The sequence below is a fragment of the Microbacterium sp. NPDC055455 genome (assembly GCF_053619935.1).
On sequence record NZ_JBSHLB010000005.1, the window covers coordinates 285,518 to 298,094 of the forward strand.

The 12,577-nt window shown below is 71.1% G+C and carries 11 protein-coding genes and 1 pseudogene; 3 read left to right on the forward strand and 9 right to left on the reverse strand.

All coding sequences use genetic code 11. The annotated features are described in order from the left end of the window. Positions 1 to 98: 98 nt before the first annotated feature. Entirely contained in the window at positions 99 to 929 is an 831-nt protein-coding gene (locus ACWGUG_RS14835; protein ID WP_452325135.1) for a DUF1295 domain-containing protein, read from the forward strand. A gap of 12 nt (positions 930 to 941) precedes the next feature. Here ACWGUG_RS14835 and ACWGUG_RS14840 read toward each other — a convergent pair whose 3' ends face one another. From ACWGUG_RS14840 to ACWGUG_RS14860, 5 genes are all read right to left on the reverse strand, one after another. Then, a complete protein-coding gene (locus ACWGUG_RS14840; protein ID WP_336396749.1) occupies positions 942 to 1,589 on the reverse strand; it encodes a thymidine kinase in 648 nt (215 codons plus the stop codon). A 38-nt stretch (positions 1,590 to 1,627) separates the two neighbouring features. Continuing rightward, positions 1,628 to 3,649 (reverse strand): DUF2207 domain-containing protein, encoded by a 2,022-nt coding sequence (locus ACWGUG_RS14845; protein ID WP_452325136.1) that lies wholly within the window; start codon positions 3,647 to 3,649, stop codon positions 1,628 to 1,630. Between the two features lie 68 nt (positions 3,650 to 3,717). Beyond that, complete coding sequence (locus tag ACWGUG_RS14850) at positions 3,718 to 5,217, reverse strand: malate:quinone oxidoreductase (protein ID WP_336396774.1); 1,500 nt, start codon at positions 5,215 to 5,217, stop codon at positions 3,718 to 3,720. 136 nt (positions 5,218 to 5,353) lie between these two features. Continuing rightward, positions 5,354 to 6,424: an aspartate-semialdehyde dehydrogenase gene (locus ACWGUG_RS14855; protein WP_452325137.1), complete on the reverse strand. Its 1,071-nt coding sequence runs from the start codon at positions 6,422 to 6,424 to the stop codon at positions 5,354 to 5,356. A gap of 107 nt (positions 6,425 to 6,531) precedes the next feature. Further along, a complete protein-coding gene (locus ACWGUG_RS14860; RefSeq protein WP_378882103.1) occupies positions 6,532 to 7,101 on the reverse strand; it encodes a dihydrofolate reductase family protein in 570 nt (189 codons plus the stop codon). Between the two features lie 72 nt (positions 7,102 to 7,173). Between ACWGUG_RS14860 and ACWGUG_RS14865 the strand changes: the two genes are divergently transcribed. Next, positions 7,174 to 7,764 (forward strand): TetR/AcrR family transcriptional regulator, encoded by a 591-nt coding sequence (locus ACWGUG_RS14865; RefSeq protein ID WP_336396753.1) that lies wholly within the window; start codon positions 7,174 to 7,176, stop codon positions 7,762 to 7,764. Between the two features lie 56 nt (positions 7,765 to 7,820). On the opposite strand, the gene ACWGUG_RS14870 is transcribed toward ACWGUG_RS14865, so the two are convergent. Next, on the reverse strand, positions 7,821 to 9,107 hold the full coding sequence (locus tag ACWGUG_RS14870) for an aspartate kinase (RefSeq protein ID WP_336396754.1): 1,287 nt from the start codon (positions 9,105 to 9,107) through the stop codon (positions 7,821 to 7,823). Positions 9,108 to 9,354: 247 nt separating this feature from the next. Between ACWGUG_RS14870 and ACWGUG_RS14875 the strand changes: the two genes are divergently transcribed. Then, positions 9,355 to 9,843, forward strand: a complete 489-nt coding sequence (locus ACWGUG_RS14875; protein WP_452325138.1) for a hypothetical protein — start codon at positions 9,355 to 9,357, stop codon at positions 9,841 to 9,843. A 22-nt stretch (positions 9,844 to 9,865) separates the two neighbouring features. Here ACWGUG_RS14875 and ACWGUG_RS14880 read toward each other — a convergent pair whose 3' ends face one another. The 3 genes and pseudogenes from ACWGUG_RS14880 to ACWGUG_RS14890 all read right to left on the reverse strand — a co-directional run. Beyond that, positions 9,866 to 10,795, reverse strand: a complete 930-nt coding sequence (locus ACWGUG_RS14880) for a DMT family transporter (protein ID WP_336396756.1) — start codon at positions 10,793 to 10,795, stop codon at positions 9,866 to 9,868. A 127-nt stretch (positions 10,796 to 10,922) separates the two neighbouring features. Next, positions 10,923 to 11,516, reverse strand: coding sequence for a recombination mediator RecR (gene recR / locus ACWGUG_RS14885; protein ID WP_336396757.1), 594 nt, complete (start codon positions 11,514 to 11,516; stop codon positions 10,923 to 10,925). Between the two features lie 3 nt (positions 11,517 to 11,519). After that, a pseudogene (locus ACWGUG_RS14890) lies at positions 11,520 to 12,577 on the reverse strand (DNA polymerase III subunit gamma and tau); the annotation flags it as partial.

Sequence of the window (12,577 nt, forward strand, 5' to 3'; positions counted from 1 at the left end):
GGTGTGGTCAGACCACGATAACTTGTGGTCGGACCACAGACAACCCGTGTGCCGGCGGATGTCGCGCCCGGAGGCGCCGTGGGCGCTACCCTGACGACATGGATCCCCTCGTCCTGGTCCTCATCGTCGCGGGCATCGCCGCCGCGTTCTGCTGGATCACCTCGCTCATCACCCACGAGACGTCGTGGATCGACCGACTGTGGTCCATCGTCCCGGTCGTCTACGTGTGGATCTTCGCCGGCGCCGCGCTGACGTCCGGCGTCGACGCCACACGCCTCATCGTCATGGCCGTGCTCGTGACGGCCTGGGGCGTGCGTCTCACCTTCAACTTCGCCCGCAAGGGCGGCTACACCGGCATGGAGGACTATCGCTGGGCCGTCCTGCGCAGCCGCATGACATCCTGGCAGTTCCAGCTGTTCAACCTCCTCTTCATCGTGCTCGCGCAGAGCGCCCTGCTGGTGCTCATCACGCTTCCCGCGTACGTCGCGTGGCAGCATCCCGTCCCCTTCACGGCATGGGACGCGGCGTTCGCGGTCCTGTTCGCCGGCTTCCTCGCGGGCGAGACGGTGGCCGACCAGCAGCAGTGGGAGTTCCACCGCGCGAAGAGGCAGGCGGGCGGCACACTCGAGCCTGGCTTCCTGTCGACCGGACTCTTCGCCTACAGCCGCCATCCGAACTTCTTCTTCGAGCAGGCGCAGTGGTGGGTGTTCTACGCGCTCGGAGCTGCCGCCCTCGTGGCCGACGGCGGCAGCTGGCTGAACGGCACGATCGCCGGCGCCGTGGGCCTCACCATCCTGTTCATCGGCTCCACGATCTTCACCGAGTCGATCTCCGCCTCGAAGTATCCGGCGTACCGCGACTACCAGCGCAGCACGTCGATGCTCGTCCCGCTCCCCCGCCGGCGGCGCCGCGCGGCCGAGCCCGCGTGAGCGGCCCTTCGCCTACTGCAGGCGGCCGCCCGACGCGCGCAAGTAGTCCTCGGCGCACAGCGACTCGTACGTGACGCGCTCGGCGGTGAGCTCGTCGATCGCGACCTGGTCGCCGTCGAAGACGAATCGTCCGCCGACGAGCCGGGCGTTGAAGAGCGCCTTGCGGCCGCATCGGCAGATCGTCTTGAGCTCTTCGAGACTGTGGGCGAGCTCCAGCAGGCGGGCCGAGCCGGGGAACGCCTGCGTCTGGAAGTCGGTGCGGATCCCGTAGGCGAGCACGGGCACGCCGTCCATCACCACGATCCGCAGCAGATCGTCCACCTGCGTCCTGGTGAGGAACTGCGCCTCATCGATGAGGAGGCACGCGACGTCGACCTCGTGCTCGTCCGACTCCGGCACGAGGGCGGATGCGGCATCCCGCTTCACCCGCGCGCGATGCTCGGCGAACAGCGTGCGCAGATCGGCGTCGGGGGCGATCAGGAAGTCCACCGTGCGCTTGACGCCGAGCCGGCTGTCGATCTGGTCGGCGCCCTTCGTGTCGATCGCCGGCTTCGCCAGCAGCACGTGCTGTCCCCGCTCCTCGTAGTTGTACGCGGCCTGCAGAAGGGACGTCGACTTGCCGGAGTTCATCGCCCCGTAGCGGAAGTACAGCTTTGCCACGGATCGAGCGTAGTCGGTGTCGTCACCGCGCTCCGGGCTCAGCGGCCGCCGAAGCCTCCGCCGCCGCCCCCGCCGCCGGAGAAGCCGCCGCCCGACGAGCCGCCGGATGACGACCAGCTCGAGCCCGACGAGGAGCTCGAGGAGGACCCCGGTCGCGAGACGGGGGTCGCAGCCAGGCGGCCGATCGACGAGGACGCGTCAGCGAGCGAGCGGGAGGTCACCGCGTCGAAGAGCGCCAGGTCCGTCGCCGTCTCGGTCCCCGCCGCCGCGCGGATCACCCGCACCCACTCCCGCTCCATGCCGAACAGCACCGCGTAGGGCAGCAGCCGCTCGTACAGGTTGACCACGTCTGCCCCGCGCCCGCCGGGCGCTTCCCCGTACGGGCGGCGCCCGGACGACACGAGGTCCGCCGTCCGCGGCGACTGCGCGGCGCGCAGGCGGTCCTCCTCGGCGAGGGCGAGGTACTCGCGGATGCCGTCGAGGTAGGTCCGGTGCATCCCGCCGGCGACGGTCAGGGTCGACGTCGGCAGCGACACGAAGGGAAGGCCGATGAACGCGAAGAAGGCGCTCCCGAGTGCCGCGAAGTAGAGCACGTCACCGAGCGTCCCAAGGGGCCCGAGCACCACGAAGGCGCCGTCCGCGAAGAAGATCAGAAGGAGCGCGAGAGGCATCCCCGTCGTCTGGATGAAGCCGCGCGTCCGTCCGATCCAGGCCGGCAGCTTGCTGCGGTAGCCCCGTTGGACGGTGAACTCGTCGATCCGCCGCACGTACGTGACCGCGCGCGGCGGCGGGTTGGCGGCGAACGCTCCGAGGTCGACGTCGGCGCCGGATTCGGCCTTGCGCCCGAACAGGGTGTCGACGATCCTCCGCTCGTCCGCGTCCAGGCCGGCGGTCTCGCGCAGCACCACCTCGAAGTCGTCGGCGTCCCGCCGGTCGCCGCTGGCGCGCAACTCCACGGCATCCTTGACGGCGAGGTCGACCACGTGCGCCGCCAGCGCGCGCTGGGGCACATCCAGCACGCCCGCCGACAGCGTGAGCGACTCGTCGGCAGGCGGCGCGTACTGCACGATCACCGGCGACCGGTCGGGGTTGCGGCGCGCCGCCGCCTTGACCACGAGCAGGAAGGCGAGGCCGCCGACGCCCGAGAGCAGGGCGAGCAGCGGGAGGATCCACAGCCACCACGGGTACGGCGGAGGTGGCGGAGGGCTGGGCGCGGCGAACGTGCCGCGCTCGAAGCCGATCGCCACAGTGACGTTCTCGTCGGGTCCGAGCCCCTGGTCGGCGGCGCGGAACGCGACGGCGCTGGTCGCCGACGAGCCCGACGCCATGGCCCACCACGAGACCTCCTCCGGCAGCGCCTCCGGGGCGTCCGCCCGCTCGATGTCGCACTGCTCGCTGGAGCCCGCCGGCCCGGTGTAGCAGAACACGCGCCCGTCGATGACGGCGGTCGCGGCATCCGTCGCCACATGCACGTCGGCGTGGACGACATCGAACGGCTGGGCGTGGTCGGTGCCCACGGTGTCCCAATAGAACTCGTCGGCCGCGGTGTCCTCGTACCGCAGCACGACGTCGCTCATCTCGTAGGTGATGACGTACGTCTGCGCGCCGTGGACGTACGAGTCGTCGCCGGTGAGGACGTAGATCCAATCGCCGTCCCGCTCGGTCCACCACGGGATCGCGACGCCGTCCTCGCCCGTGACGCCGAGCACGACGGTGCCCAGCGGAATGCCGCTGTCGACGACCGGCAGCGCGCGCACCATGCCCTTGTTCTGGTCGAACTCGGGGAACCGGGCGACGATCGTCTCGGTCGTGAGCAGCCGGCTGCGATCTCCGGTGCCCCGGACGAGCCAGTAGTCCGCGTCGAACGAGTCGAATGAGAAGTCGTCGACGGATGCCGCCGCCAGCGCGCCGATCACCGGCGGTCGCTCGGGGCCGCGCGCGGAGAAGGCGGCGGGCGCGCGCTCACCCGTCGCGAGCGCCACAGCCCCCGCCACGAGCACCGCGACGATGGACGCCGCGGCGATCCCCCAGCCGCGCCGTGCGCGTCCTGACACCGGCATGCCCCCCACCCTAGGGGTCGAGCACCCCGCGCTCACAGGATCGCAGGGACCACCGCCTCATCGGCGGATCACGCGGTGAGGGCCAGCGTCTCCGCCGTCTCGCCGAGGAGCTCGCGCGCGGTCTCAGGGCGCGCGTTGAGGGTCTCGCCGTAGCTCGGGATGAGCTCGCGCAGACGCGGCTCCCACGCCTGGATGCGGTCGGGGAAGCACGTCTTCATCAGGCCCAGCATGATCGACACCGCGGTCGAGGCTCCCGGCGAGGCGCCGAGCAGGCCCGCGATGGTGCCGTCGGCGCCGGTGACGACCTCGGTGCCGAACTGCAGGATGCCGCCCTTCTCGGGGTCCTTCTTCATGACCTGCGCGCGCTGCCCGGCCTGCAGCAGCTCCCAGTCCTCATCCTTCGCCGTCGGCATGAAGACACGCAGGCTGTCGACCTTCTTCTTGTGGTTCTTCAGCAGCTCGCCGACGAGATACGAGATGAGGCTGGGGTTGTCCCACGCGACTTTGAGCATCGGCCCCAGGTTGCCCGGACGCACTTGGCCGACGATGTCGAACCAGGAGCCGTTCTTGAGGAACTTGGGGCTGAACGTCGCGAACGGCCCGAACAGCAGGGATGCCTCACCGTCGACGACCCGCGTGTCGAGGTGCGGCACCGACATGGGCGGCGCGCCGACCGACGCCTGCGAGTACACCTTCGCCTTGTGCTGCGACACGATGGCGGGGTTGGTGGTCTTCAGCCACTGACCGCCGATGGGGAACACGCCGTACCCCGAGATCTCGGGGATGCCGGAGCGCTGCAGCAGCTTGAGGGCCCAGCCGCCGGCGCCGACGAAGACGAACTTCGCGCGGATCTCACCGGGCGTGCGTCCGATCGTGCGCCGGTACTTCACGCGCCAGGTGCCGTCGGGAAGACGCTTGAGGCTGCGCACCTCGGTGTTGGTGCGGACGTCGGCGCCGTTCTCGGCGAGGCGGTCGACGAGCTGGCGGGTGAGGGCGCCGAAGTCGACGTCGGTGCCGGCGGGCACGCGGGTCGCGGCGAAGGGCTCGCCCTTCCGGCGCTTCTGCATGAGCAGCGGCGCCCACGTGTTGATGACGCGGGAGTCCTCGCTGTACTCGATGCCGGCGAAGAGCGGCTCATCCTTCAGCGCCTCGTAGCGCTTCTTGAGGTACGCGACATCCTTCTCGCCGCGCACGAACGTCATGTGCGGCGTGGAGTTGATGAACGTCGACGGCGCATCGAGCACGCCCTCGTCGACGAGCGAAGACCAGAGCTGGCGGCTCTGCTGGAACTGCTCGTTGATCGAGATGGCCTTCGCCGGGTCGACCGAGCCGTCCTTGCCCTCGGGCATGTAGTTGAGCTCGCAGAGTGCGGCGTGACCCGTGCCGGCGTTGTTCCACGCGTTCGAGCTCTCCATGGCGACGTCGCTGAGCCGCTCGAACAGGGCGATCTTGAGGTCGGGCTGGACCTCCTGCAGCAGGGTGCCGAGCGTCGCGCTCATGATCCCGCCGCCGATCAGCAGGACATCGACCGTGCCGGTGGGGAGGTCGCTGTCGTCGGGGCTGGGCAGGGCGTCGGAGGGCGTTTCGGTCACCAGACGATTCTAGTTCGCCCCGAAAGCGGCCCAGACCGGGGACGGCGGCGCGACCGGAAAATCCGCGCGTTCTTGCCCCGGCGGCAAGCGCGGAGGGTGCCGGCGCTCGGCGTCAGACGCTCGCGCCGAGGTTCGCGGCGACGAGCTCGGCGATCTGCACCGCGTTGAGTGCCGCGCCCTTGCGCAGGTTGTCGTTGGAGATGAAGAGGACGAGCCCCTTGCCCTCCGGCGCGGACCGGTCGGCGCGGATGCGGCCGACGTAGCTGGGGTCGGTACCGGCGGCCTGCAGCGGCGTGGGGACCTCCTCGAGCTTCACGCCGGGTGCGCTCGCGAGCAGCTCGCGCGCACGCTCGGGGGTGATCTCGCGGGCGAACTCGACGTTGATGCTGAGCGAGTGGCCGGTGAAGACCGGGACGCGCACGCACGTTCCGGCGACCCGCAGGTCGGGCAGCTCGAGGATCTTGCGGCTCTCGTTGCGCAGCTTCTTCTCTTCGTCGGTCTCGTTGAGGCCGTCCTCGACGAGGCTGCCGGCGAACGGGATGACGTCGAAGGCGATCGGGGCGATGTACTTCTCCGGCTGGGGGAAGTCCAGCGCGGACCCGTCGCGCGCCAGCCGCTCGACGCCGCCCTGCGCCAGCACGCCCTCGACCTGGCCGAGCAGCTCCTGCACGCCCGCGACGCCGGAGCCGCTCACGGCCTGGTAGGTGCTGACGATCAGCCGCTCGAGTCCCGCCTCGGCGTCGAGCACCTTCAGCACCGGCATCGCGGCCATGGTGGTGCAGTTGGGGTTGGCGATGATGCCCTTGCGCGCCTCGGCGATCGCGTGCGGGTTGACCTCGCTCACGACGAGCGGCACGTCGGGGTCCATGCGCCAGGCGCTGGAGTTGTCGATGACGACGGCGCCCGCCTCGGCGAAGCGGGGCGCGTGCGCGCGGCTGCCGGTCGCTCCGGCCGAGAAGAGGGCGATGTCGATGCCGCCGAGCTCGGCCGTGGCGACATCCTCGACGGTCACGGCCTGGCCGCGGAACACCACGTCCGATCCGGCCGAGCGGGCCGTCGCGAACGCCCGGAGCTCGCGCACCGCGAACCCTCGCTCCTCGAGAATGTCGATCATCGCGCCGCCGACCTGGCCGGTGGCGCCGACGACGGCGACGGAGAGTCCTGAATCGGAGATGCGGGTCATGGGTGGTTCCTCAGCGTGGGCACAAGCGTGGAGCGGACGCGCGGACACCGTCGGACGCGCGGGATGCGCCCGATTCTACCTTTCGCAGCCCTGAGCCCGGGCCGCGGTTACGCGCGGCGGTACTCGTTCATCACGACGCCGGACGCGAAGCTGCGCGAGCGCTCCAGCACGAACGACGACGGCGCATACCCGCCGGCGAACAGCGGAAGGCCGTCGCCGAAGACGATGGGGTTCACTTTGAGGACGAGACGGTCGATGTGCTCCCGCAGCTCCGTGGCGAGCACTCCCCCGCCGCAGAGCCAGATATCGGCGGCCTGCTGCGCCTTCAGCTCGGCGACGACGGCACGCGGGTCCTCGGCGGTGATCCGCACACCGGCGCCGACGTCCGCCGAGGTGCGTGTTCGCGAGAACACGATCTGCTCGAGGTGGGGGTACGGGCTGTCGGTGAACTCCAGCCCTGCGGCGAACGTGTTCCAGCCCATCAGCACGGTCGAGAATCGCCCGCGCGGCGCGCTCATGCCCCGCGCGTCGTACATCGCACCGGGGACGGTGTCAGCCCACTCTGCGTTGATGACGTCGATGTGGTCGCCCTCGACGGGAAAGGCGTCGAAAGCCCCGCGCGGCGACGCGATCCGTCCATCGAGGCTGACGGCGGCGTAGTAGACGAGATCGCGCATGTGGATCCTTTCACGACATGTGTAGTGGATGCCAGACTGCGACATCTGTCGTGGATTTGCTACGCTGATCCCGTGGCACGTAACGAGGAGCGACGGCGCCTGCTGGCGGATGCCGGAATCTCCGTGCTGGCGGCGGAGGGCATGCGAGGGCTCACCCATCGGGCGGTCGACGCCCGGGCCGGCGTGCCGACGGGAACGGCGTCGAACTACTTCCGCAGCCGGAACCTGCTGATCTCAGCGCTCGTGGAGCGGATCGGCGAGCGGTTGGCGCCCGACCCGGCCGTGCACGCCAGATGGCAGGACCGCCCCGCCGACCGCGCACTGTTCGCCGACTACACACGCGACATCGTGCGCCGGCTGACGTCGGAGCGGGAGGTGACGCTCGCACTCTTCACCCTCCGCCTGGAGGCTGCGCGTTCCCAGGAGATCGCCGACGCGCTGGGGGCGTGGATGCGCGCCGGCTTCGCCGCCGACGTCGCGTTCAACGAGTCCGCAGGGCTGCCCGGCGGCGCGTTCGAGATCGCCCTCTTCCACTACGCGATCGAGGGACTGATCCTCGATCGGCTGACCGTGTCCATCGACGCGGACACTCCGACCGACGACATCGTCGAAGCGCTCGTCGAGGGTCTGCTCACCGACGGTCGCGACGTCTCGGCGGGCTGACGCCGGAGCGGGGGGATGCCGCGGATCGCGGCATCCGTCATCCTCTGCCGCTCGCGTCAGCGACCGGTGCCGGCGTAGACCGTCGCCTCGACGTCGCCGTCCAGGTCGTACGCGGTGTGCACGACCCGCGCCGCTTCGGCGAGGTCGTCGCCTCGGACCACGACCGAGATGCGGATCTCGGAGGTCGAGATCATCTCGATGTTGATGCCGGCGACGCTCAGGGCCTCGAAGAGGGTCGCCGAGACGCCGGAGTGCGTGCGCATGCCGGCGCCGACGACCGACAGCTTGCCGATCTGGTCGTCGTGCACGAGGTTCTCGAAGCCGATCTCGGCCTGGTCGCCGGCGAGCGCCTTGAGCGCGATGGCGGCGTCGGTCTTGGGGAGCGTGAACGAGATGTCGGTGCGCCCGGTGGCGGCCGCCGACACGTTCTGCACGATCATGTCGACGTTGGCGCCGGACTTCGCAACGACCTTGAAGATCTCGGCCGCCTTGCCGGGAACGTCGGGGACGCCGATGATCGTGATCTTGGCCTGGCCGAGGTCGGTGGCGACTCCGGCGACGATGGGCTCTTCCATCTCTTCTCCCTCTCCGGCGTCGGGGATGCTCATCCCCGGGCCGAGCACGTAGGTCCCCACGCCCGAGCTGAACGTGGAGCGGGCGTGGATCAGCACGCCGTGGCGGCGGGCGTACTCGACAGCGCGGATGTACAGCACCTTCGCGCCGTTCGCGGCGAGCTCGAGCATCTCCTCGGCGGAGACCGCGCCGAGCTTGCGGGCCTTCGGCACGACGCGGGGGTCGGCGGTGAAGATGCCGTCCACATCGCTGTAGATCTCGCACACGTCGGCCTCGAGCGCCGCGGCGAGCGCGACGGCGGTGGTGTCGGAGCCGCCGCGACCGAGGGTCGTGATGTCGCGGGTGTCGCGGTTGAAGCCCTGGAATCCCGCGACGATGACGATGGCGCCCTCTTCGAGCGCCTCGCGCAGGCGGATCGGGGTGACGTCGACGATCCGCGCGGATCCGTGGTCGGCCGTCGTGATCATGCCGGCCTGGCTGCCGGTGAACGAGCGGGCCTCGAAGCCCATCGAGTGGATGGCCATCGCCAGCAGCGCCATCGAGATGCGCTCGCCGCTGGACAGCAGCATGTCCAACTCGCGGGGCGCCGGGATCGGCGCGACCTGGCCGGCGAGGTCGAGGAGCTCGTCGGTCGTGTCGCCCATGGCGCTGACGGCGACGACGACGTCATGACCGGCGCGGCGGGTGTCGACGATGCGCTTCGCGACGCGCTTGATGCTCTCGGCGTCGGCGACCGACGATCCGCCGTACTTCTGGACGATGAGCGCCACGATGAGTCTCCACGCGTGTCTCGAGGGGCGGGCGGGAACGGATGCCGCACCCGACGTTCCATCTTACGGACGCGCCCATGCGCGCCCGGTCATGTGACGGGCCCGCGGCGTCCGCCGGCTCACCGCAGCACAGGATCGGAGATCTGCGGCGACACGCGGCGCGGGGCGCGCGAGGATCGGCGTGTCGCTGAAAGGTTCCGATTCTGTGCGCCGCGTGGCGGCGCCGCCGCGCGCTAGCATCCGTGCCATGGAGCAGATCGAGGCCTGGTCGGAGTTCAACGTCGCCATGGTGGGCGCGACGGCCGCCCTCGCGGGCCTGGTGATCGTGGCGGCGAGCGTGAACATCGCCGAGATCATCAAGGAGGCCTCGCTCACCGCCCGCCTCGCCGCCGGGATCGCGGGGCTCGTCCTGGCGCTGGCCGGCTCGGCCATCGGGCTCATCCCGGGCATCGGCCTGCAGGGCTACGGCGTCGCGATGTGCCTGCTGGCGGTCGGCGCGGCCGCGTTCGCCGTGCAGGCTGCGCGACGGATCTTCGAGAACCGGCATCCGCGGAACCGGCTCCGGGCAGGCAAGGCAGCGGTGGGCTTCATCGCACCGCTGGCGTATCTCGTGGGCGGCGCGCTGCTCGCGGCCGGCCAGGGCCACGGGCTGCTGTGGTTCGCCGTCGGCTCGATCGTCGGCATCATGGCCGCGCTGATGGTGTCGTGGATCGTGCTTGTGGAAGTCCTGCGCTGAGCCCGAATGACCCGATCGCCCGTCACGGCGACGGGATGGGCGGGAACTCCGCCTCGGCCCGCGGCGCTCGCAGCCGCCCTCCCGTGGCGGCGAGCCAGCAGCCCACGATGACCAGGGGGAAGCCGACGAGCAGCCCGGCGGTGAGCGGCTCGCTCAGGACTATCGTGCCGAGCACGATCGCGACGACCGGGTTCACGTACGTGAACAGCGGCGCCCGCACCGGGCCGACGCGCGCGATCAGCGCGAAGAAGGCGATGAAGGCCACGGCTGTGCAGAGCACCGCGAGCAGGACGAGCGACACCGTGCTCTCGACCGTCGGGACCTGATGCTGCGTGAGGAACGCGATGGGGGTGTAGAAGATGCCCACCGCGAGCAGCGCGAGCGTGATCGTGCCGAGCGCAGGCACATCGCGGAGCTTCGTGGCGATGACGAACGGCGCGATGGCGTAGAGCAGAGCCACGAGCAGCACCTCGCCGACGGCGAGGAGTCCGCCTCCGCCCTCGACGGCCAGGCCGGGCCCCGCGACGATGACGAACACGCCGACGAACCCGACGACGAGACCGATCGCCCGGGCGGGGCTCAGCACCGAGCGGTCGCCGCCGCCGAAGGCGATGAGCGCGGCGAACAGCGGCACGGTGGCGACGAGGAGGCCGGTGAGCCCGGAGGGAAGGGTCTGCTCGGCGTGGCCGAGGAGCAGGAACGGGCCCGCCATCTCGATGGCGCCGAACACGAGCACCCAGCCGATCTTCGAGAACGCCGGGCGCAGCGCCTTCTGCTTCAGCGCGAACGGCAGCAGCAGCAGCGCACCGAGCAGCGTGCGGCCCGCCACGACCGCCGCCGGCGAGTACGACTCGACCGCGATGCTGATGAACAGGTACGGGATGCCCCACAGCACCGCCATCGCGGCGAAGAGCAGCCACGCACGCATGTCGAAGCGCTGCGAGGAGTACATGGGGTCCTTCCGTCTCAGATGCCGGCACCCGCGCGGCATCGGACCGTCGTCGACCAAGACTGGACCGACACCGCCGCGCCCGCGAGGCGGACGACCGCCAATATACGGCGGACTTCCGACATCGCGGCTAGACCGAGCGGCGCCCTTCGAACGCCCGCCCGAGGGTGACCTCGTCGGCGTACTCGAGGTCGCCGCCGACGGGGAGCCCGGAGGCGAGACGGGTGACGGCGATCTCGAGGGTGTGCAGCAGACGGCTCAGGTATGTGGCGGTCGCCTCGCCCTCGAGGTTGGGGTTGGTGGCGAGGATGACCTCCTGCACGGTGCCGTCGGCGAGGCGCTGCATGAGCTGCGTGATGCGCAGATCGTCCGGGCCGATGCCGGCGATCGGGCTGATGGCCCCGCCGAGCACGTGGTACAGGCCGCGGAACTCCCTCGTGCGCTCGATGGCGGCGACGTCCTTCGCGTCCTCCACGACGCAGATCAGGGTGTGATTGCGCCGTGGGTCGCGACAGATCGAGCAGCGCTCCTGCTCCGTGACGTTGCCGCACACCTCGCAGAAGCGCACCTTCTCGCGGACTTCGCTGAGCAGCTCGGCGAGGTGGGAGACGTCGAAGTTCGGGGTCTGCAGGATGTGGAAGGCGATGCGCTGCGCGGACTTCGGGCCGATGCCGGGAAGGCGGCCGAACTCGTCGATCAGATCCTGGACGATGCCGTCGTACATGGCCTAGCTGAACCTCGTGGGCGGCTCGTAGGGCTCTTCGCGCACGAATCGGGCGCCGAGCACCTGACGGACGACGGCCTCGCCGTACCGCTGCACGCCGCCGTTGCGCGTCCTCACAGAGGGCACCAGCGGCGGCGCCACCGTGGGGGGCACGGGGACGTCGGCGATCGCAGCGCTCTCATCATCGACATCGTCATCGTCGTCGTCGCGCTCGATCGACGGTGCGACCTCGGAGGGCGGCAGGACCTCGCCCTCGCGCGCGGGCGCGAGCGTCGCGACGCGGACGGGCGCCGCGCCGGCGTCCTCCGGCTCGTCGTCGACGGCGAACTGGCTGGGCATGGCGGCGGGACCGGGGTCGGGCGGGGGCGCGTCGTCGTCGGACGGGATCGGCGCGACGGCCCACTCGGTGACCGGGGCGGCAGCCGCACGGGCGCCATAGGAGCCGGTGCCCGTCGCCGAGCGCGGCGCGGCGGGCGCGGACGCCCTGGGTGCGGGGCCTGCGGCGTCGCGGGAAGGTCCGCTCGCCTGGGACCGCGGAGCGGGAGCCGCCGACGCGGAAGGTGCCGGGCCGTGGTGGCGGGCCGCCGCGGGTGCCGTCTGCGGCGATGCGCCGGTCGGCCGTGCCGGTCGGTCGGGCGCGGGCGCTCGACCCTCGCCTGACGCTCCTGCCGGGTCCGGTGCGGCCGGGCCGCCGGGACCACCGGGGGCCGCCGGCCCGCCGGAGCCACCGCCGGAGTCGTGCCGCGCGATGTACTTCACCCGGATGCCGAGCTCGGCGAGGATCGCCTGGCGGAGGTCCTCGCTCGGGCCCTTGCCGGCGGCGAGGTGCTTGAACTTCACGACGTCCGTCTGGCTCCCGAAGCCGAGCGTGAGGACGTCATCGTCCAGCCCGAGGAGCCGTGCGCCGGAGGCGAGCATCCACGAGGACCTGCTGACGTCCTCCAGGCGACCGAGCACCTGCGGCCAGGCGTCCTTCATGCGCTCCAGGGTCACCGGTCCGGCCGGGACCGGCGCCGCCGCAGCGGCGGGGACCGGCGCGGCGGCGGGCGTCGGCGCCGGCG